This window comes from Pseudomonas sp. MNR3A, assembly GCF_009650575.1.
GTDB classification, from domain to species: Bacteria; Pseudomonadota; Gammaproteobacteria; order Pseudomonadales; family Pseudomonadaceae; genus Aquipseudomonas; species Aquipseudomonas machongensis.
In genome coordinates, this window is record NZ_VZZS01000029.1 from 13,705 (window position 1) to 33,586 (window position 19,882).

Here is a 19,882-nt window from a genome sequence, read left to right on the forward strand (position 1 = left end):
CCGCTGGGCTGCTGATACAATCTGGCCCATTGAAATTTCCTACTTATCAGGAGCACAACGTGCCCGTCGTCTTTGTTGCCGCCTCCAAACTCCCAACGCCCTTTGCGACATTCACCATGCATGGCTTTCTCGACGAAGCCACCGGCCGCGAGCATGTGGTGCTCAGCCTGGGTGATATCGCCGACGGTGAACCGGTGCTCGGGCGTCTGCACTCCGAATGCCTGACCGGCGACGCTCTGTTCAGCCAGCGTTGCGACTGCGGCTCGCAACTGGAAGCCGCGCTGCAGGCCATCGCCCGTGAAGGTCGTGGCGTGCTGCTGTACCTGCGTCAGGAAGGTCGAGGCATCGGCCTGTTGAACAAGATCCGCGCCTATGAGCTGCAGGATGGCGGCGCCGATACCGTCGAGGCCAACGAGCGCCTGGGCTTTGCGGCCGACCAGCGTGACTACGCCATGTGCCTGCCGATGCTCGAGCACCTGGGCGTCAAGTCGCTGCGCCTGATGACCAATAACCCACGCAAGGTCAAAGCCCTGACCGACATGAACATCGTGGTTGCCGAACGCGTGCCGCTGCACACTGGCCACAACCCGCACAACCGCCTGTACCTGGCGACCAAGGCCGACAAGCTCGGTCACATGATGGGCAACCGTCACCAGGGCGAGGCGCCCCAGGCGTGACCCGTGGCCAGGTGAAGCGGCGCCTGGCGCTGGCCTGGTGGCAGTATCTGGCTGTCGGGCTGGTGCCGCTACCGGTCATGGCCTGGGCTTTTGGTGGCAGTGAAGCGCTGATTCCGGTGCTGGCGATGCCACTGTTCATTGCCGGTGCGGCCACCATGTTTCTCAGCCTGCCGCGCTTCGGTGCCTACAAGCGGGCGCTGATCGCCACCTCCAAGGTGCTCGACACCCCCGAAGAGCCCGCCGCCTGGATCGAACTGGCGCGGGTTCGTCGCCTGGCCATGACCTACGCCTGTTTCCCGGCCTGGATCGCCGCGCTCTCGGTGCTGGTGGGGCTGGAGGCGGTGCCTCAGGTGCTGCTGGCGATGTCTACCGTGGTGCTGCTCTACCTCTACCGCATCCCGCGCCAATTGGGCTGATGCGCGCCTTCTTCGTTGCCGTGCTGCTGTCGATCGGTGCATTTGCCGAGGCAGGGCCGCGCGTGATCAGCCTCGGGCCGTCGATGACCGAGATCGTCCTGGAGCTTGAGGCGGACGATTTGCTGGTGGGCGTGCTCGACAGCGGCGAGCGGCCGCAGCGTCTGAAGGATCTGCCATCGGTCGGGCGCTACGGGCAACTGGACATGGAGCACCTGCTGGCGCTCAAGCCCGACCTGCTGCTGCTCTGGCCCGGCAGCGTGCCCCCGGCCCAGCGCGACCAGTTGCGTCAATTGGGGATTGCCACGTTCAGCAGCGAGCCCCAGGACCTTGAGCAACTGATCGGGCAGATCCAGGCCATCGCCGTGCGCCTGGGGCGTGCCGAGCAGGGGCAGCGTTACGCTGAGAGGTTGCGCGAGCGCCTGGCCGAACTGCGCGAGCGCTATCGCCGCGAACAGCCACTCAAGGTGTTCTATCAGGTCTGGGATCAGCCGTTGTACACCCTGGGCGGCCGTCAGGTGGTGAGCGATGCACTGGCGGTCTGTGGGGCGCGCAACGTCTTTGCCGACCTTGAGCAGCCTGCGCCGCAGGTGAACGTCGAGTCGGTGCTGGCGCGCGACCCTGATGTGATCCTGGCCGGTGACGCTGCGCAGTTGGCTGGTTGGAAGGCCTGGCCAAAGCTCAGCGCCGTTGCCGGTGGGCACCTGCTGGTGGTGCCCGACAAGGGCCTGGAGCGTCCCAGCGGACAGATGATCGAAGCGACGGCGCGTCTGTGTGCGCTGCTGGTGTCTACAGCGCCGGTGTCCAGGTAAGGCTCAGCAGCCAGGTGCGGCCTTCTTCGCGGTAGCTGTAGTCATTGCCGTCGTAGTTGTAGAGCGCGCGGCTGTAGCCTTTGTCCAGCAAGTTATCCACCTTGGCCTCGAACTTCAGCGCATCGCTTGCCGCCCAGCTGCCGCGCAGGCCCAGCAGTGCATATCCGCCGAGCCTGTTGCGATTGGCCTCGTCGTCGTAGCTGTTGCTCAATGCCTGCCAGCTCGCCCCCACACTGAAACGCTCGAACTGTCGGTCCAGGTCCAGGCTCAAGGTTCGGCGGGCGCGGCGAGCCAGGGTATGGCCGGTGTCACGGTCACGTGGGTCGATCAGCGCCAGGCCAAGCTGGCTGCGCCAGGGGCCCCAGTCCTGGGTCAGTGACATCTCCATGCCGTTGATCCGCGCCGAGGCAACGTTTCGCGGGATCGAGCCCTCGCCGAAGATGATCGCATCGCGCAGATCGGTGCGGTACAGCGAGGTTTCCAGGCGGCTGCTGCCGCTCAACTGGCTGCGCCATTGCAGTTCATAGCTCCTGGAGCGCTCAGGGTCGAGGTCAGGATTGCTGTACTGCGGGTAGTACAGGTCGTTGAAGGTGGGGGCGCGAAACCCTTCGCTGTACGACAGCAGCAGGTCGTTGTCGATGTTCAGCGGCAGGGTCAGGCTGGCGCTCCAGGTGGTCTGGCCGCCGAACTGCTGGTTCTGGTCGCGCCGCACGCCCATTTCGGTGGAGAAACTTTCGCCGCTGTAGCGATGCTGAAGGAAGGCTGCCCGGTTGTAGCGGCTGTCCTCGGCGAAGTCGGTGCTGCCGTGCACCCGGTCCTGATACCAGTCGGCGCCCAGCGACAGGTGGTTCCGTGCATCAAGGGCGAGATCATTCTGCCAGGTGATCTGGTCGCGATAGGTGTTGAACACGCTGCCATCGTCGCTAAGCTTGTCGCGCTTGCGGTCGCGGTTCTCGCTATGGCCGATCTCCAGGCGCGAATGCCAGAGGTCGCTGAGCTGGGCATCGATATAGGTGCCCAGGCTGCTGACGGTGAAGTCGGTGTAGGGTTTCTGGCCGAAGCTTTCGAAGCTGACTGGGTCGAATCGGCCGAAGGGGTTGTCGTATTCGCTGCGCCCCCGGCTGTCGAGCAGGTTCACCCCGGCCTCGAAGCGCTCACCGAAGGTGTGGCTCAGGCTCAGGTTGAAAGATTTGTTGCGGTAGGCGTCGTGATCGCCATCGCTGGCGAAGGACGGCCCGGTCGAATCGATGCCTGCGGTTTCGTCGAGGCTGGCGCCGAGGTTGAAGCGTGTCTGGCCATCGCCACCGGACAGTCCCAGGCTGCGCTGGAAGGTCTGGTTGCTGCCGGCCGCCAGGCGCAGCCGCGGTTGCAGGCCGGGGCCGCTGGCGCGTCGGGTGAAGATCTGGATCACCCCGCCGATGGCGTCGCTGCCGTAGACCGCCGAGCGCGAGCCGCGCAGCACTTCGACGCGCTCGATCTGGTCGACGTCGAGAAACTGCAGGCCGCTGTCGCCGGAGGTGGCGTTGGCAATGCGTACGCCATCGACCAGCACCAGGCTCTGCGCGGCCTTGGTGCCGCGGATGAAAATCCCGGGCAGGCTGCCGCGGCCACCGGTGGGGGCGACTTGCACGCCGGGCACGCGGGTCAGCAGGTCGGTGACGCTGGAGGGCTGCAGACGGTCGATGTCGGCGCGGGTGAAGACCGTGTTGGCGGCGCTGGTGGCGCTGCGCGATTCGACTTCGCGGTTGGCGCTGATCAGCACGTCGGGGAGCTTCAGGGCGTTGTCGCGTTCGGCGGCCAGCAAGGGCAGAGGGAGGCAGAGCAGCGGTGCAAAGGTCAGGATTTTCATGGGCAGTACAATAGCATTCGCGGGCGAGCCCGCTCCCACAGGGTTTCTACAGTACTCAAATACTGTGCAATCCCTGTGGGAGCGGGCTTGCCCGCGAAAGGGCCTTACAGGCCGAGCTTGGCCATGCGGGCTTTCACCGAGGCCTCGATGCCAGCAGCATCCAGCCCGCACTCGGCCAGCATCTGCGCAGGCTTGGCATGCTCGACATAGATATCCGGCAAGCCCAGGTGCAGCAGTGGCTTGACCACCGCCTCACGCGCCAGGAACTCGCTGACCGCCGCACCGGCGCCGCCCATGATGGCGTTTTCCTCGATGGTCACCAGCAGCTCATGGCTGTCGGCCATCTCCAGTACGAGCGCTTCGTCGAGCGGCTTGACGAAGCGCATGTCGACCACCGTGGCATCGATCTGCTCGGCCACCTGCAGCGCTTCGGTCAGTTGCACGCCGAACACCAGCAGCGCGACTTTCGAACCCTGGCGACGAATCACACCCTTGCCGATTTCCAGTGGCTCCAGGTCCCCGTCGATCGGCGCGTTGGGGCCGGTGCCGCGCGGGTAGCGTACGGCGGCCGGGCCTTTGTACAGGTGCCCGGTGCTGAGCATCTTGCGCAGCTCGTTCTCGTCGCTCGGGGTCATCACCAGCATGCCGGGTATGCAGCGCAGGTACGAGAGGTCGAAGCTGCCAGCGTGGGTCGGGCCGTCCTCGCCGACCAGGCCGGCGCGGTCGATGGCGAACAGCACGTCGAGGTCCTGTACCGCCACGTCGTGGATCAGCTGGTCGTAGGCGCGCTGCAGGAAGGTCGAGTAGATCGCCACCACCGGCTTGGCGCCTTCGCAGGCCATGCCGGCAGCGAAGGTGACGGCGTGCTGCTCGGCGATTGCCACGTCGAAGTAGCGCTCCGGGAAGCGCTCGCTGAAGGCGACCAGGTCCGAACCTTCCTTCATTGCCGGAGTGATGCCCACCAGGCGGTTGTCGGCGCCGGCCATGTCGCACAGCCACTGCCCGAACACGGCGGAATACTTGGGCCCGCTGGGCTTTTTCGGCGCGGCGGGCTTGTCGACAGGTTCGAGCTTGGTGATGGCGTGGTAGCCGATCGGGTCGACCTCGGCGGGGGCGAAACCCTTGCCTTTCTTGGTGACCACGTGCAGGAACTGCGGGCCCTTGAGGTCGCGCATGTTGCGCAGGGTGGCGATCAGCGTCGGCAGGTCATGACCGTCGATCGGGCCGATGTAGTTCCAGCCCAGCTCCTCGAACAGGGTGCCGGGCACCAGCATGCCCTTGGCGTACTCTTCGGTGCGCCGGGCGATCTCCCAGGCGCCGGGCAGGCGCGACAGCACTTTCTTGCTGCCTTCGCGCATGCTCGCGTAGGTGCGGCTGGACAGGATCTTGGCCAGGTAGTTGGACAGCCCGCCGACGTTGCGCGAGATCGACATGTCGTTATCGTTGAGGATCACCAGCATGTCGGCATCGACTTCCTGGGCATGGTTCAACGCTTCGAAGGCCATGCCAGCGGTCAGCGCGCCGTCACCGATCACGGCGATGGACTTGCGCGGGTCGTTCTGCAGACGGGCGGCGATGGCCATGCCCAGTGCGGCGCTGATCGAGGTGCTCGAGTGGCCGACGCCGAAGGTGTCGTACTCGCTCTCGCTGCGGCGCGGGAAGGCAGCGACGCCGTCTTTCTGACGCAGGCTGAGCATGCGCTGGCGACGACCGGTGAGGATCTTGTGCGGGTAGGCCTGATGACCGACGTCCCATACCAGGCGATCGTCCGGGGTGTCAAAGACGTAGTGCAGGGCGATCGTCAGCTCGATGACGCCCAGGCCTGCGCCGAAGTGCCCACCGGTCTGGCCAACTGTATAGAGCAGCTCCTGGCGCAGTTCGTCGGCCAGGCTCTCCAGGTCGGCTTCGGCTAGCCGGCGCAGGCCGGCTGGCGTGTCGGCGCGGTCCAGCAGAGGCGTGACCGGGCGTTCGCGGGGGATCTCTTGAAACGTCGTGGGCATCAGGCGAGTCGTTATAGGTTTGAAGACGCGGCAGTTTACCCCATTGTGGGAAAAGTGCCCATTGGACCACGGGTTACGCCGACCCTGTGGGAGCGGGTTTACCCGCGACGACGGCGGTAGGCCCGGCATCGCATTCGCGGGTAAACCCGCTCCCACAGGGGATTGGCATCAACGCTTAATGGCGGCGCTCGACGATATAGCGCGCCAGCGCCCGCAGCGGCTCGGCGCTTTCGCCGAACCCTTCAAGTGCGACCAGCGCCTGGTCGCGCAGTTCGATCGCATAGGCCTTGGCGGCATCCAGGCCGAGCAGGGCGGGGTAGGTTGGTTTGTCACGAGCGATGTCGGCGCCCTGGCGCTTGCCCAGGGTGGCGGTATCGCTTTCGACGTCGAGGATGTCATCCTGCACCTGGAACGCGAGGCCGATGGCCTGTGCATAAGTCTGCAAGGCATCCAGTTGGGTGGCTTCGGCACGGCCGCTGGCCAGGGCGCCGAGACGCACGCTGGCCTCGATCAGTGCGCCGGTCTTGTGCCGGTGCATGTATTCCAGGGCCTGCTGGTCGAGCTTGACCCCGACCGAACCGAGGTCGATGGCCTGGCCGCCGACCATGCCGGCCGGGCCTGCGGCCTTGGCCAGGGCCTGGACCATGGCCAGGCGGATGGCGTCAGGCTGCGGGCTCAGGTGCGCATCGAGCAGCGCGCTGAAGGCCAGGCTCTGCAGGCCGTCGCCAGCGAGGATCGCGCAGGCTTCGTCAAATGCCTTGTGGGTGGTGGGCTGACCGCGGCGCAGGTCGTCGTCGTCCATGGCCGGCAAGTCGTCATGCACCAGCGAGTAGGCATGGATCAGCTCTACCGCGCAGGCCGCGCCGTTGGCTTGCTCGGGCGCAACGCCAAAGGCTTCGCAAGCGGCGTAGGCGAGCAGCGGGCGTACACGCTTGCCGCCGTTCATCACGCTGTAGCGCATCGCTGCGTAGAGCCGTTCGAGCTCCTTGGACGGCGCCACGAACAGCGGCTCGAGGGCGGCGTCGACGCGCGCCTGGCAGGCGCTCTGGTAGCTGTTGATCATTCCTGCGGTTCCGCGTCGAAGGGCTCGGCGGCCAGTTCGCCGTCACGCTCCAGGAGGATCTGCACCTTCTGTTCGGCCTGGGCCAGCGCGCCCTGGCAGTCGCGGGTCAGGGCGATCCCCTGCTCGAACGCTGCCAGCGACTCTTCCAGCGACAGCTCGCCGGTCTCCAGGCGCTCGACCAGAGCTTGCAGGTCGGCGAGGGATTGTTCGAAATCGATGGAGGTTTTCTTGCGGGCCATGGCGACTGTCTCGGTGGCGTTTTTAACGGCGCGACACTAGCAGAGCGGGGCGGGGGGAGCAAATTGCGGTGCCTCCCGGGCGCCAATCCGTTGGTAGTATTTTGTTGCATTTGCGTGGGAGGTTTCTTATTGCAATTTGAGACGTGGTCGGATTGTGACCCCATGGGGGCTCTGCCATAATCCCGCGCGCTCTGGCCTGGGCATCTTGATGGCCTTGGGCCATCTTCTTCTCGACGTCACGTAACGGACTACGTTGTGAGCTTCCTTTCGATCGAATTCGGCCTCTGTTTCACGCTCTTCTTCATTGTCTACTGGAGCCTGTGCTGGAGCCTGCGCCTGCAGAACCTGCTGCTGCTTGCGGCCAGCTACGGGCTGGTGGCGAGTTTCAGCCTGCAATCGTTGTACATCCTGCTCGGCTACAGCGCGCTGGTGTATCTGCTGGGGTTGCTGGCTGCGCGCCAGCCCGGCCGCTGGCTCAATGGCGTTTTACTGCTGGCGCTGGTATTGGGGTGTTTCTACCTCTTCAAGTACCAGGAGTTCTTCGCCGCCAGTGTGCAGGGCGCATTCACGGCTGTCGGGCTCGAGGTGTCGCTGCCGGTGCTCGAGCTGCTGGTGCCGATTGGCCTGTCGTTCTATGCCTTCCATTCGGTCAGCTACCTGGTGTCGATCAACCGCGGCGAGATGGCCTCGGCGCCGCCGTTGGACCTGGCGCTGTACCTGGCCTTCTTCCCCAGCCTGATCGCAGGCCCGGTCAATCGCGCGGCGCATCTGCTGCCGCAGATCCGCCCGCAGGCCATGCGTGAAGTGCTGGAGCCGCAGCGGGCGCTTGGCCTGATCGCCCTGGCGGTGGTCAAGCTGTTCCTGCTCAGCGGCTGGCTGGGCAGCCAGTGGGTCGATCCGGTATTCGAAACCCCGGGCAGCTTCACGCCCGAGCAGGTGCTGCTCAGCGTCTATGGCTACAGCTTCCTGATCTATTTCAACTTCAGCGGCTATACCAACCTGGTCACCGGCATCGCCCTGCTGCTGGGTTTTCGCCTGCCGGAGAACTTCAACGCGCCTTATGCCGCGCGCAACCTCAAGGAGTTCTGGGGGCGCTGGCACATCAGCCTGTCGCGCTTCATTCGTGACTACATCTACATCCCCCTGGGCGGCAATCGCAAAGGGGTGTGGCGCAGCAACCTGAACATGCTGCTGGCCATGCTGATCTCCGGGCTGTGGCACGGCGCGAGTCTGAATTTCATCCTCTGGGGCGCGCTGCATGGGGTGGGGCTGGCCCTGTACAAGCTGTTCGAGCAGTTGTGGCCGGGCTTTGTGCGCCTGCCGGGCAGCGGGCTGCTGGCGCGCCTGCTGACGTTCCACTACGTCGCCTTCGCCTGGATCTTCTTCCGCAGCCCAACCCTGGATGGCGCCTGGGAGATGCTTGGCGATATCGCCCAGGTCAGCCTGGCCGGGCTCGACTCGGCCACCGGTGTAGCGCTGCTGGCCTGTGTGTTGTACGTCGCCACGTATCCACAGTGGCTGGCGTCCCTGCGCCAGGGCTTCGTAGCTAGCCAGCGCCTGCCCTGGCAACTGTACCCACTGCCACTGGCGATCTTCGTGTCGCTGGTGATCTTCGCGTCGCAATCGGGTGTGCCGGGGTTCATCTATGCAAGCTTCTGATATCCGTCAGCTGGTCCGGGTGCAGATGGGCGCGGCGCGCACGCTGTATGCCATGGTGGTCGCCACAGGCCTGCTGTTCTGGCTGAACCAGGACTCGATCAGCCTGTATTGCCAGCAGAAGTATCACGACAGTTGCGAACTGCCGGTGCTGGGGCAGTTGCCAGCCTGGCGCCTGGGCGCGGGCCTGACCACAGCGCTGGAGCAGGGCCGTGACAGCTTCCTCGACAGCCTCAACGGGCAGGTTGCGGTGGCGAGTACAGAGCCTGTGGTGGAACTGCCGCCGCCGATGCCGGTGGTGAGTGTCGATCTGCAGGCGCCTGTGGCCAGGCCTGAGCATGTCGCTACAGCTGCCCCGCACCCTGTCGCACCGGCACCGGCACCGGCACCGGCACCGGCACCGGCGCCACCGCCCGCTGCCGTGGTCGTGAAGCCACCGCTGCCGCAGATGGTCGCACCGGGCACCCTGGCGTCGTTGGCGGCGGGCGATGAAGTGTTCCTGGTGGGGGACTCGCTGATGCAGGGCGTCGCCCCGCACCTGGCCAACAGCCTGCGCAAGCGCTACCAGATCCACACCATCAACCTCAGTCGGCAAAGCACCGGGCTTGCCTACCCGGGCTTCTTCAACTGGCCGAAGACCGTGGCCGACACGCTCGCCAGCGCGCCGAAGGTCCGCCTGATGGTGGTATTCCTCGGCCCTAACGACCCGTGGGACATGCCCCAGGGCAAGGGCAAGCCGTTCCTGCGTTTCAAGTCGCCGGAGTGGGAAGTGGCCTACCGTGAGCGCATCGACGCGATCCTCGAGCAGGCCCGCGAGCACAATGTCCAGGTGATCTGGGTCGGCCCGCCGAACATGGAGAAGTCGCGGCTGTCGACGGCGATGAGCTACCTCAGTGGCCTTTATCAGGAGCGCACCCAGCAATTCGGCCAGCACTACGTCTCGGCCAACCCGATTCTCGGCTATCCCGACGAGCAGTTCTCGTATACGGTGCAGACGCCGGAGGGCAAGCGGGTCAAGGTCCGGGTCGACGACGGCATTCATTTCACCATCACGGGCCAGAAGATGATCGCCGCGCAGGTACTGTCACTGATCAGCTTCCCGGTCCTGACTGCAACAGGACATTGAGATGCGCCTATGGCATCACCTGCTGGGCGTGGCGCTGCTGATCAGCGCCTTGCCCGCGTGCAGCACCGGCGCCAGCGCGCCACCCCAGCCTGCGGCCAAGCCCGCCGTTGTCGCCAATGTGCGCGACGACGGCAACCTCGCGCTGCTCGCCGGCAAGTTCCGCAACGCCGGCCGTGCGCCCATTTCCATCGTCCAGCTGGGGGATTCGCACACCGCTGCCGACCTGTTCAGCGGTGAGTTGCGCAAGCTGCTGCAGGCCCGCTATGGCGACGGTGGCATTGGCCTGGTGCCGGCTTCGCCCGTGCCGGGAATTCGCAACGACCGCGTGATCGTCAGCAGCGAGCGCCGTCAGTGGGAACTGGTTTCTGCGCGCAACCAGCAGAGCAGCCAGTTTCCGTTGGGTGGCTACCTGTCGCTGCCGGTGGTCGATCGCCCCGGCGTGAAGATCCAGGCCCGTGACCCCGACGCACAACGCTATCGGATCTCGGCCCTTTATCAGGCAACGCGCAGCAGCACGTTGGTGGCCAACGGCAGCCAGCGCCGCATGCTGTCGGCCACCAACGGTGAGTGGCGCTTCAGCCCAGCCTTCATCAATCTCGGCCTGCCGGTGCAACTGAGTGTGGAGGGTGTCCAGGGCGTGGCGCTGGGTGGTTGGTATATCCAGGGCCAGAAAAACGCCGGGGTCACCTATTCGTCGCTGGGTATCAACGGCGCGCGGCTGGAGGTGGTCGACAAGTGGCAGGCGGGTTGGCAAGGCACGCTCAAGGCGCTGCGGCCTGACCTGGTGATCCTGGCCTATGGCACCAACGAAGCCTTCGACGACAAGCTCGATCTTGCCCTGTACCAGTCGCAGTTGGAGGTCACCTTGGCCCGGTTGCGCCAGGAAATGCCCAAGGCGGCCATCCTGCTGGTCGGGCCGCCCGATTCGATCAAGCAGCGCAAGGCCGCCAGTTGCGCTGCGCGCCAGCCACAGCCGCTGGCGAGCGTGATCCGCATCCAGCGCCAGGCGGCGCAGAAGTACAAGGCACTGTTCTGGGATTGGCAGGCAGGGATGGGCGGGCCGTGCTCGATTGTCGCCTGGCAGGCCAGCGGCCTGGGGCGACCAGACCTGGTACACCTGACTGCCGAGGGTTATCGCAAGAGTGCGGCGATGTTGTACGCCTATCTCAAGGGGCAACTGGGGCTGCGCTGAGTGCTGTACTGGTAGGAGCGGGGCAAGCCCGCACCTACCAAAGAGCAGCGCTGCAGATCAGGCGGGTTGTGCCTCAAGCTCCAGCATCGCTTCGCGATAGCGCGCCAGCTCCTCGATGGTCACTACCGGCAGGTTGTACTGGCGCGCATACACGGCCACCTGCTCGCCCCGGGCCATGCTGCCGTCGGGGTTCATCAGCTCGCACAGCACCGCGGCTGGCCGCAACCCGGCCAGCCGCGCCAGGTCCACCGAGCCTTCGGTATGGCCGCGACGGGTCAGCACGCCGCCATCACGCGCACGCAATGGGAACACATGGCCAGGGCTGACGATGTGGCGTTGCTCGGCGGTCGAGCGCAGTGCGGCCTCGATGGTGGTGATCCGGTCCTGTGCCGACACGCCGGTGCTCACGCCCTCGGCCGCCTCGATGGTGACGGTGAAGCCGGTGCCGTGGCGGGCCTGGTTGTTCTGCACCATGGGTGCGAGCTGCAAGGCGTCGACCGTGGCTTCGTCCAGGCACAGGCAGACGATGCCGCTGCAATCGCGAATCATCATGGCCATGGTCTGCAGTGACAGGTTTTCGGCGGCGGCGACGATATCGGCTTCGTCCTCGCGATCGTCGTCGTCGAGCAGCAGCACGGGGCGCCCGGCCTGGAAGGCGGCGATGGCGGCGGTGACGTTAGGGAATTTCGAGTGGTGCAAGGTGGACATGAAACGCTCCTCGTGAATGATCGATGAACGTCTCGGGGCGAACAAAATGCGCGCGCAAGGGCGCCCGATGGCCCCGCGCTTGCGCCTTCTTTCATCCGGACTATGACCGTCGGCTCTGGAGTCTCACCAGATCTGCTGACCCCCGGCATGGCCGGGGCGCTCGCGGGCTCATCTTTCGATTTACCGCCGGTGGGGACTTTCACCCCGCCCTGAAGACCGGGGGAGCATACCGCAAACCGACCGTTTGCTGGCAAGCCCTGCTTAAGTCGACGCCCGCTTCCCCCTCGATCCCTGTAGGAGCGGGCTTGTCCCGCGATCGGGCGCGCAGCGGCCGCAATCCAGGCGACTATCTTTTCCTGAAACACCTCGGGGCCTGGTTTTACGGCCGCTGCGCGCCCGATCGCGGGACTAGTCGGGACGCCGAACCGCCGCACCCACAGGGATTGGGCTGAACTTTAAATTTTGGGTCAGACAGTTGCCCTCGGATCAGTGCAGCCTGCCGCGCTCGACATCCGTCATCAGCGCTTTGGCAAAGGCGCTCAGGTAGTCGGCGGCGGTCAGCAGCCGGGCGTCCTGCTCCATCAGCCCTTCGTGCAGCAGGTGGCGGATGCAGGCAAGCAGGTTCATCACTTCGTCGTAGGCATGTTCGGCGGGAATGCCGGGCAGGATGCGGAACATGTCCACAGGCGGGTTGCCGGATTCATTGAAAGTTTCCAGGCCGGCAGTCAGGAGAGGTGGGTCGGGGACGATCTTTTTCATGGCTTTACTCCTTGGTGCAAGGGAGCCGCCACATCTTTCTCAAGGATTTTGGGTGGCGGCCGCGCGCGGGGTGAGAAAACCGAGGGAGCAAAGAAAACTCGGCCAGACCGAAGTCTGCCCGCGCGCGGCTGCCATAAAGACATGCTCGTTTACTCATCAACGGGTTCTCACACCCGGCCGCAAACATCGCGACCCAGGGACGTTATTCCTGAGGTGATTTCCCGACAACAGAGAAGCTTCGGCAAGGCGCGTAGGATACTTCCCAAGCCTGCTTGGCTCGAAGCATTTGGTTTCAGATTGGGAAACGTCCTACGGCCTAGCTATCACCCCTGACCCTTCACCTGCTGCCAATCCAGCCCGAATCGCGCCAGGTACTTGCGCAGGCGATCGGCGTCGTTGGGGTTGGCCTTCTCCTGGCGCGACACGGCGAACAATTGGCGCCCGGCCTCGGACAGGCTTGTTGCGCGGCGACAAACGTCGATCACCGCCTGCAACTGCACCTGGTCGAACAGGTCCAGTTCGCGCCCGGCCAGTACCGGCTCGCTCTCCGCCTCCAGCCCCCAGGCATGACGCAAACGCTCGATCTCCTCTGCCACCAGGGCTTCGTCTATTCGCCCGCTGTCGGCCAGCGTCGCCATGCGCGTGATCGAGGCCGACAGCTCGCGGAAGTTTCCGGCCCAGCGGGCTTCGCTGGCGTGGGCGAAGGCCAGGTAGCTGCGCTTGGCCTCCAGGTTGAAACGCACCTGCCGGCCTTGTTCGCGGGCATGGCGCTGCAACTCGAAGTCCAGGTTCGGCTCGATGTCTTCGCGCCGCTGCGCAAGCCCCGGCAGGGCGAAGGTCCACAGGTTGATACGGGCGAACAGGTCTTCACGAAACGAGCCTTCGGCGACCTTGGCGCGCAGGTCGCGATGGGTACCGGCGATCAGTTGGAAGTCGCTCTGCACTTCGCGGTCCGAGCCCAGCGGGAAGAAGCGCTTCTCTTCGATGGCCTTGAGCAGCATGGCCTGCTCGTCGGCGCCAAGCTCGCCGATCTCGTCGAGAAACAGCATGCCGCCGTCGGCAGCGCGCAGCAGGCCATCGCGGGCGTTCTGCGCACCGGTAAAGGCGCCCTTGGCATGGCCGAACAGTGCCGACATCGCGCCATCGCCGCGCAAGGTCGCGCAGTTGACCTCGATGAACCGCCCCTGCAACTGGTGCCGGCCGCGCTTGAGCTCGTGAATGCGCCGGGCCAGGAACGACTTGCCGGCGCCGGTAGGCCCGACCAGCAGGATCGGTGCCTTCGAGCGCAGGGCGACGCGTTCGATCTGTTCGATGGTGCGGTTGAACGCCGCGTTGCGCGTGGCAATACCGGACTTGAGCAGCGACTGCGCCTCGACCTGCTCGTGGCGAAAGCGCGAAGCGATCAGGTCGTAGCGCGACAGGTCCAGGTCGATCAGCGTGGCGATACCAGCCGGGTCGCTGGCTTCGTCGTGCTTGCGTGAGGGCGAGGTCTGCACCAGGCGTGCGGGCAGGTAGCGCGCTTCGGTGAGCAGGAACCAGCAGATCTGCGCGACATGGGTGCCGGTGGTGATATGCACGAGATAGTCCTCGCGCTCGGTGTCGAAGGGGTAGCCGCTGGAGAAGTCGTGCAGGGCGCCATAGACCTCTTCGAAATCCCATGGGTTACGCAGGCTGAGCGGGTGCAGTCGCACCTCGGTGTGGGGTGACACCTGCTGGACGTCGGCACGGATGCGTTCGGCCAGGCTGACGTCACGTACGCCGGGGCCGTGAATCAGCTCCAGGCGATCGAGCGGCAGGTCTGGCTGGCGGCACAGGCCGATCGTGGGGCGCCAGCGGTTCCAGCGTGCGGCGCCCTTGCCATTGCGGTCGAGGGTGGTGCCGAGAAAACCGATGGCAACACGGGCTTTGCTCATGGAGTTATCCCAAAAGATAAAGTCTTATTCAAGCATATATGAGTAATCGAGTTTCCTGCTGCCACTAAAATTGCCAGAAAACCAGATTTCAAAAATAAATCGTTAAAAATCAGCTACTTAAAAAAATAACTTGAGCAGTTTCCAAAAGCTGGCACGCCGCTCGCTATATCCCTCTCGACCGAATCGCCAGGCAGGCCCAAGGGCAAGGGGTTGAGACCCCGCTGGTGCACGTACCCACTCAGGTGTCGGTGTCGTGCATGCCGCCGCTGCAACGACCGGTCGCCCTGTGCAGTACCCGTGAAACGGCTGCACAGACGCTCGCCGGGAAGCCCCGGCACTACCCTCCTAAGGTAGCTGTGAACGTAACACCCGCTGGTGCGGTGCAGGTCAGGCAAGCAGGGCCAGGATGGCCCCTCGACGGCCACGGACGCCTGCACCACCGCCGGCCCACCCGGCCTGCCGGCCGGACCTGGCGCAACGAAGGACGCCGCCTGAGCCTTGCTCACGGTGCCTGACTCCGCCAGGTCTCGCCCGCAGTGCCCGGTGCGCCGGCACCACCGGCAACCCTGGATATGGATGAAAAGGATAGAAAGATGAAATTGTTCAAACGCTTTGTCGTGAAGAAGAACGAACGTGGCCTGCTGCTCGATGAAGGCGACTTCGAGGCCATCCTCGAGCCTGGGCAGTATTCGCGTGTCGACTGGCGCGACCGGCTGACGGTGCAGACCTTCAGCCTCAATTCCCCGCTGTTCGACCATCCGCTGGCAGGCTACCTGCGCCAGCACCAGCCGCAGTTGGTCGAGCAGTATTTCGAGCGCATGGACCTGGGCGAGCAAGAGCTGGGCCTGCGTTTCGAGGACGGTCGGCTGGTCGAGCTGCTGGCACCGGACAGCCGTCGCCTGTACTGGAAGGGCCAGGCCCGGCAGACCCTGGAGCGAGTCGACCTGAGTGGCGGACGGCGCGTTGCGCCTGCATTGCTCGCACGCTTGAACCGTCCGGGCATGGCCGGCCTTGAGCATGTGTTGCTGGTCAGCGTGCCGGCGTTCCATGTCGGCGTGCTGAAGATCGACGGCGCCGTGTTCGACTTGCTCGAAGCCGGGCAGTATGGCTTCTGGCGCTGCGGTAGCCAGGTAACGGTGGAAACCGTCGACACCCGTGTGCAGGCGCTGGAGGTCGGCGGCCAGGAAATCCTTACCCGCGACAAGGTGAACCTGCGTCTGAACCTGGTCGCCAACTGGCGCTATGCCGACGTGCTGATGGCCCATGCACGCTTCAGCAAACCGGTGGAGCACCTGTACCGTGAACTGCAATTCGGTCTGCGCGCCGCAGTGGGGACTCGGACCCTGGATGAGTTGCTGGAGGACAAGCAGTTCATCGACGACAGCATCAGCCGCCACCTGCAGACGCAACTGCCGGGCAGCGGTCTGGAAATCAGCAGCCTCGGGGTGCGCGACATCATCCTGCCGGGCGAGATGAAGACCCTGCTGGCGCAGGTAGTGGAGGCGGAAAAGGCGGCGCAGGCCAACGTGATTCGTCGCCGTGAGGAAACCCAGGCGACGCGCTCGCTGCTCAACACCGCCAAGGTGATGGAAGGTAGCCCGACGGCCCTGCGCCTGAAGGAGCTGGAAACCCTGGAGCGGGTGGCCGAACGCATCGACCGGATCTCGGTATTCGGTGGTCTGGATCAGGTATTGAATGGCTTGGTCAGCCTCAAGGCAGGCTGATCGAACACAAGGAACAAGGACATGAACCTGTTGGAAGTGGCCGGCGGCAAGCCGATCAAACTGTGGACCGATGGCGTGCCGGTCGAGGACGACGCGCGTCGGCAACTGATGAACACCGCACGCATGCCGTTCATCTTCAAGCACCTTGCGGTGATGCCGGACGTCCACCTGGGCAAGGGCTCGACCATCGGCAGTGTGATACCCACCGTGGGTGCGATCATCCCGGCAGCGGTTGGCGTGGACATCGGTTGCGGCATGATCGCCGCACGCACCTCGCTGCACGCGCGCGACCTGCCGGACAACTTGCATGGCCTGCGCAGTGCCATCGAGAAGGCCGTGCCCCATGGCAAGACGTTCGGTCGTCGTGACCAGGGCGCCTGGGGCGAAGTGCCGAGCCAGGCCGACCAGACCTGGGGCCGCCTGGCCGGACGTTTCAAGGTGATCACCGACAAGCATCCGCAGCTGGAGAAGACCAACAACCGCAGCCACCTCGGCACCCTGGGCGGCGGCAACCACTTCATCGAAGTCTGCCTGGACGAGGCCGACCGGGTCTGGTTCATGCTGCACAGCGGTTCGCGTGGGGTGGGCAATGCCATCGGTAACCTGTTCATCGAGCTGGCCCAGGCCGACATGCGTCAGCACCTGGCCAACTTGCCGGACAAGGACCTGGCCTATTTCGAGGAAGGTAGCCGGCATTTCGCCGACTATGTCGAGGCGGTGGAGTGGGCGCAGGACTTTGCCCGGCAAAATCGCGAACTGATGATGCAGGCGGTGGTGGCAGCGACCCGCAGGGTGCTGGGCAGGCCTTTCGAGGCCAGCCTGGAGGCGGTCAACTGCCATCACAACTATGTGCAGCGTGAGCAACATTTCGGGCGCGAAGTGCTGGTGACCCGCAAGGGCGCGGTATCGGCGCAGAAGGGTGAGCTGGGCATCATTCCCGGCTCCATGGGCGCGAAGAGCTTCATCGTCCGTGGGTTGGGCAATGAAGAGGCTTTTTGCTCGTGCAGCCACGGTGCAGGGCGGGTGATGAGCCGGACCAAGGCCAAGAACCTGTTCACCGTGGAAGACCAGCAGCGTGCCACGGCCCATGTGGAGTGCCGCAAGGACAAGAGTGTGATCGACGAGATTCCGATGGCCTACAAGGATATCGATGCGGTCATGCATGCCCAGCGCGAGCTGGTGGAGGTTGTGCACACCCTGCGTCAGGTGGTGTGTGTGAAAGGTTGAAGCGGCGCCAGGGGCGCCCTGACAAGGAGTGAAGAGATGTACCAGGACGACCCACATCCACTGTCCGACGCCATGCGCATGCGGGTGCTCGAAGAACTTCAGCGCATCGAGCGCGAGCATGACGTGACTGTGCTGTACGCCTGCGAGTCCGGCAGCCGCGCCTGGGGCTTCGCCTCGCCGGACAGTGACTACGACGTGCGTTTCGTCTATGTGCAGCGTGCCGAGTGGTACCTGCGCGTGGAGGAACCGCGCGATGTGATCGAGCGACCCCTGAGCGATGAGCTGGACGTCAGTGGCTGGGAGTTGCGCAAGGCATTGCGTTTGCTGCGAGGTGCCAATCCGAGCCTGCTCGAGTGGCTGGGCTCGCCGTTGGTGTACCGGGCCGACGAGCAGGCCCGTGAGCAACTGGGCGCGCTGGCTCGTGCGTTCTATTCGCCACGCGCTGTGCGCCATCACTACCTGTCGATGGCCCGCAAGAACCTGCGCGGCTATCTGCTGGGTGACACGGTGCGGCTGAAGAAGTACCTCTACGTGATCCGCCCGTTGCTGGCGGTGCGCTGGATCGACCAGGGCCTGGGTATGCCTCCGACTGCGTTCACGGCACTGCTCGAGCGAACCGTCGATGAGGCGGATGTGCGCCAGGCGATCGATCAGTTGCTCGAGCGCAAGCGCCGGGCGGGCGAGACGCAGCACGGGCCGCGGGATGACGTGCTGCACCGGTTCATCGAGGCCGAGCTGGCGCGGGCCGACACGGTCGAGGTGGCGCGTGGCGAGCGCAGCGACACTGGAGTGCTGGATCGCTTTCTGCTGGAGACGGTCGGGCGGTTTCAGGCGCAGTACGGTTGAGCCTGTGATTTCGAGGCTGGCGCAGCATCTGGGCTGCCCCACAATCTGTGGGAGCGGGCTTGCCCGCGAAAAGGACACCGCGCTGCCTGGCACGGGCTCCGCCCGTGTTCGCGGGACAAGTCGGAGCGCCGAACCGCCGCTCCCACAGGGATTGGGCTGGTCTTTAGATTTTGAGCAAGACAGTTGCTACACGTGTCGGGTCGGGTTGTGGGTGCTCATTCCATACAGCGGCTCCCAAGCACGGATGCCGCTGTTGATGTTCACGCTGCGCTCCAGGCAAACCCGTTCGCCTGCAAAGCTCAGGCACACCCGATCGCGGAATGCCGAGCGCGGGTACACCCATTCCAGCTCCAGTCGATCTGCCGCCACCCAGCGCGCCGTCGCCACCACCGGTGCATCACGCAGTGCATAGCCATGGTGCAGTTGTGCCCCCGGCAACGAGCTGGTGCCCGTGACCCAATGATCGATCCCGGCTTCGATGCGCTCGCTGCCCGTCGCCTCTACCCACTCCATCACCAACCGCTCGCCGGCCTGCAACAGATTCAGCGTTTCGATGCCATACGGATTGGCCTCGAGCGCAAAGCTCATCCGTGCAGGGAGCGGCTGGGGCGGACGTGCGAGCGAGCGCAGTGGTTGCTCTTCGGCGAAACACTGGAGCACCTCGCGTAGCCGTTCGTCACCTGCGGCCCCAGCCTGTTCACCGCGCAGCGCCGCGCTCAGATGACGATCGATGAAGGGCGTCACCTGCGCCGACTTCTCCATTGCGCCGAATACCGCCAGCGTGGCGCGCTCGCCGGGGATCACGGCGGCCATCTGGGCGAACACGCCCACGGCGCTGTAGCCGTTCGCCGGTCGGTCGGTCCACCAGTGATAGCCATAGCGACTGCCCTCGCCACCCTGGGCGCGCGTTGCCGCCTCCACCCACGCCTGCGGCAGAACCTGCTCGCCGTTCCAGCGCCCGCCGTCACGGTGCAGCATGGCCAGCTTGAGGACATCCACAGGCCGCGCCGTCAGGCCGTTGCCGCCGGGGCTGATGCCTTCCGGGCTGATGTCCCAGTGCTGCGCCTCGAAGCCCAGCGGCTCGAGCAGGCGCGGCTTGAGGTAGTCATGCAGGGTGACGCCAGCAACCTGGGTCAGCACTGCGGAGAGCATGTAGCTGGCGGCGCTGGTGTAGACGAAGTCGGTGCCCGGCGCGCTGGTCAGCGGTATGCGGAAGAACTCCTCGACCCAACTGCCGTCGATGCCGCGCCAGATCGAGCCGGAGGTGTTGCCGCCGTGGCCGGTGCGCATGGTCAGCAGGTGCTCGACGGTGATCTGCGCTGCGCGTGGGTCGGTGGCACCTGCCGCCGCTTGCGGGAAGAACTTTGTCAGAGGGTCGTCCAGGCGCAGCAGCCCTTCGTCGATGGCCAGGCCGATGGCGCAGGCGGTGAAGCTCTTGGTGATCGAGTGGGTCACCCGTGGGGTCAGCGAATCGTACGGCCAGCGCCAGGCGTCCACCACCAGCACGCCGTCGCGCTCGAGCATCACCCCGTGCAGTTCGAGCCCGGCCTGTTGCACCGCCTCGAGAAAGGCGGCGACCTCGAAGCCGTCGATGCCGACGCTGGAGGGCAGCCCACGGGGCAGGTCATGGGCGGCAGGCTGATCGGCGGTGATTGGCTGGGGCATGGGTATTCCTCAT

General features: G+C 65.1%; 17 protein-coding genes and 1 riboswitch. Of the genes, 9 read left to right on the forward strand and 8 right to left on the reverse strand.

The features are described from left to right. Positions 1–59 precede the first annotated feature (59 nt). The 3 genes from ribA to F6X62_RS19215 are packed head-to-tail and all read left to right on the forward strand — an operon-like array spanning position 60 to position 1,902. Positions 60–677 (forward strand): GTP cyclohydrolase II, encoded by a 618-nt coding sequence (gene ribA, locus F6X62_RS19205; RefSeq protein ID WP_054893604.1) that lies wholly within the window; start codon positions 60–62, stop codon positions 675–677. Beyond that, complete coding sequence (locus F6X62_RS19210) at positions 674–1,093, forward strand: MFS transporter (RefSeq protein WP_153774422.1); 420 nt, start codon at positions 674–676, stop codon at positions 1,091–1,093. Before ribA ends, F6X62_RS19210 begins: the two co-directional genes overlap by 4 nt. Beyond that, the gene (locus tag F6X62_RS19215) at positions 1,093–1,902 is read left to right on the forward strand and encodes a cobalamin-binding protein (RefSeq protein ID WP_153774423.1); all 810 of its coding nucleotides are present in this window, start codon (positions 1,093–1,095) and stop codon (positions 1,900–1,902) included. The genes F6X62_RS19210 and F6X62_RS19215 overlap by 1 nt, the downstream gene beginning before the upstream one ends. Here F6X62_RS19215 and F6X62_RS19220 read toward each other — a convergent pair. The 4 genes from F6X62_RS19220 to F6X62_RS19235 all read right to left on the reverse strand — a co-directional run bounded on the left by F6X62_RS19220 (position 1,880) and on the right by F6X62_RS19235 (position 7,053). Continuing rightward, a complete protein-coding gene (locus tag F6X62_RS19220) occupies positions 1,880–3,751 on the reverse strand; it encodes a TonB-dependent receptor domain-containing protein (RefSeq protein WP_153774424.1) in 1,872 nt (623 codons plus the stop codon). The genes F6X62_RS19215 and F6X62_RS19220 overlap by 23 nt on opposite strands. 104 nt (positions 3,752–3,855) lie before the next feature. Next, positions 3,856–5,751, reverse strand: a complete 1,896-nt coding sequence (gene dxs, locus F6X62_RS19225; RefSeq protein WP_153774425.1) for a 1-deoxy-D-xylulose-5-phosphate synthase — start codon at positions 5,749–5,751, stop codon at positions 3,856–3,858. A 175-nt stretch (positions 5,752–5,926) separates the two neighbouring features. Further along, a complete protein-coding gene (gene ispA, locus F6X62_RS19230; protein ID WP_054892756.1) occupies positions 5,927–6,814 on the reverse strand; it encodes a (2E,6E)-farnesyl diphosphate synthase in 888 nt (295 codons plus the stop codon). Then, positions 6,811–7,053 (reverse strand): exodeoxyribonuclease VII small subunit, encoded by a 243-nt coding sequence (locus F6X62_RS19235; RefSeq protein WP_054892757.1) that lies wholly within the window; start codon positions 7,051–7,053, stop codon positions 6,811–6,813. The genes ispA and F6X62_RS19235 overlap by 4 nt, the downstream gene beginning before the upstream one ends. 255 nt (positions 7,054–7,308) lie before the next feature. Here F6X62_RS19235 and F6X62_RS19240 point away from each other — a divergent pair, with 255 nt between their 5' ends. Genes F6X62_RS19240 through F6X62_RS19250 form a run of 3 tightly spaced genes read left to right on the forward strand, consistent with a single transcriptional unit; the run spans position 7,309 to position 11,027 of the window. Continuing rightward, positions 7,309–8,712: an MBOAT family protein gene (locus tag F6X62_RS19240; RefSeq protein ID WP_153774426.1), complete on the forward strand. Its 1,404-nt coding sequence runs from the start codon at positions 7,309–7,311 to the stop codon at positions 8,710–8,712. Beyond that, positions 8,699–9,835, forward strand: coding sequence for an SGNH family hydrolase (locus tag F6X62_RS19245; protein WP_153774427.1), 1,137 nt, complete (start codon positions 8,699–8,701; stop codon positions 9,833–9,835). Before F6X62_RS19240 ends, F6X62_RS19245 begins: the two co-directional genes overlap by 14 nt. Position 9,836: 1 nt before the next feature. Next, positions 9,837–11,027, forward strand: coding sequence for an SGNH/GDSL hydrolase family protein (locus tag F6X62_RS19250; protein ID WP_153774428.1), 1,191 nt, complete (start codon positions 9,837–9,839; stop codon positions 11,025–11,027). Positions 11,028–11,084: 57 nt separating this feature from the next. Here the strand turns inward: F6X62_RS19250 and ribB are convergent, their stop codons facing one another. From ribB to rtcR, 3 genes are all read right to left on the reverse strand, one after another. Beyond that, positions 11,085–11,735, reverse strand: a complete 651-nt coding sequence (gene ribB / locus F6X62_RS19255) for a 3,4-dihydroxy-2-butanone-4-phosphate synthase (RefSeq protein WP_054892761.1) — start codon at positions 11,733–11,735, stop codon at positions 11,085–11,087. Between the two features lie 79 nt (positions 11,736–11,814). After that, positions 11,815–11,956: riboswitch (FMN riboswitch) on the reverse strand. A 265-nt stretch (positions 11,957–12,221) separates the two neighbouring features. Continuing rightward, complete coding sequence (locus F6X62_RS19260; protein ID WP_082421015.1) at positions 12,222–12,494, reverse strand: DUF3077 domain-containing protein; 273 nt, start codon at positions 12,492–12,494, stop codon at positions 12,222–12,224. A gap of 323 nt (positions 12,495–12,817) precedes the next feature. Continuing rightward, complete coding sequence (rtcR, locus tag F6X62_RS19265; protein WP_153774429.1) at positions 12,818–14,407, reverse strand: RNA repair transcriptional activator RtcR; 1,590 nt, start codon at positions 14,405–14,407, stop codon at positions 12,818–12,820. Positions 14,408–15,000: 593 nt separating this feature from the next. On the opposite strand from rtcR, the gene F6X62_RS19270 reads away from it, so the two are divergent. Genes F6X62_RS19270 through F6X62_RS19280 form a run of 3 tightly spaced genes read left to right on the forward strand, consistent with a single transcriptional unit; the run spans position 15,001 to position 18,204 of the window. Next, entirely contained in the window at positions 15,001–16,131 is a 1,131-nt protein-coding gene (locus F6X62_RS19270) for a slipin family protein (protein ID WP_153774430.1), read from the forward strand. A 21-nt stretch (positions 16,132–16,152) separates the two neighbouring features. After that, complete coding sequence (locus tag F6X62_RS19275; RefSeq protein WP_153774431.1) at positions 16,153–17,358, forward strand: RtcB family protein; 1,206 nt, start codon at positions 16,153–16,155, stop codon at positions 17,356–17,358. A gap of 36 nt (positions 17,359–17,394) precedes the next feature. Beyond that, on the forward strand, positions 17,395–18,204 hold the full coding sequence (locus F6X62_RS19280) for a nucleotidyltransferase domain-containing protein (protein WP_153774432.1): 810 nt from the start codon (positions 17,395–17,397) through the stop codon (positions 18,202–18,204). Positions 18,205–18,390: 186 nt separating this feature from the next. Here the strand turns inward: F6X62_RS19280 and F6X62_RS19285 are convergent, their stop codons facing one another. Next, positions 18,391–19,869, reverse strand: a complete 1,479-nt coding sequence (locus F6X62_RS19285; RefSeq protein WP_153774433.1) for a serine hydrolase — start codon at positions 19,867–19,869, stop codon at positions 18,391–18,393. Between the last annotated feature and the right edge of the window lie 13 nt (positions 19,870–19,882).

Coding starts and splice junctions, on each gene's coding strand:
- F6X62_RS19215 (WP_153774423.1), top strand. CDS start 1,093: ATGCGCGCCTTCTTCGTTGCCGTGCTGCTGTCGATCGGTGCATTTGCC.
- F6X62_RS19220 (WP_153774424.1), bottom strand. CDS start 3,751: ATGAAAATCCTGACCTTTGCACCGCTGCTCTGCCTCCCTCTGCCCTTG.
- dxs (WP_153774425.1), bottom strand. CDS start 5,751: ATGCCCACGACGTTTCAAGAGATCCCCCGCGAACGCCCGGTCACGCCT.
- ispA (WP_054892756.1), bottom strand. CDS start 6,814: ATGATCAACAGCTACCAGAGCGCCTGCCAGGCGCGCGTCGACGCCGCC.
- F6X62_RS19235 (WP_054892757.1), bottom strand. CDS start 7,053: ATGGCCCGCAAGAAAACCTCCATCGATTTCGAACAATCCCTCGCCGAC.
- F6X62_RS19245 (WP_153774427.1), top strand. CDS start 8,699: ATGCAAGCTTCTGATATCCGTCAGCTGGTCCGGGTGCAGATGGGCGCG.
- F6X62_RS19250 (WP_153774428.1), top strand. CDS start 9,837: ATGCGCCTATGGCATCACCTGCTGGGCGTGGCGCTGCTGATCAGCGCC.
- ribB (WP_054892761.1), bottom strand. CDS start 11,735: ATGTCCACCTTGCACCACTCGAAATTCCCTAACGTCACCGCCGCCATC.
- F6X62_RS19260 (WP_082421015.1), bottom strand. CDS start 12,494: ATGAAAAAGATCGTCCCCGACCCACCTCTCCTGACTGCCGGCCTGGAA.
- rtcR (WP_153774429.1), bottom strand. CDS start 14,407: ATGAGCAAAGCCCGTGTTGCCATCGGTTTTCTCGGCACCACCCTCGAC.
- F6X62_RS19270 (WP_153774430.1), top strand. CDS start 15,001: ATGAAATTGTTCAAACGCTTTGTCGTGAAGAAGAACGAACGTGGCCTG.
- F6X62_RS19275 (WP_153774431.1), top strand. CDS start 16,153: ATGAACCTGTTGGAAGTGGCCGGCGGCAAGCCGATCAAACTGTGGACC.
- F6X62_RS19280 (WP_153774432.1), top strand. CDS start 17,395: ATGTACCAGGACGACCCACATCCACTGTCCGACGCCATGCGCATGCGG.
- F6X62_RS19285 (WP_153774433.1), bottom strand. CDS start 19,869: ATGCCCCAGCCAATCACCGCCGATCAGCCTGCCGCCCATGACCTGCCC.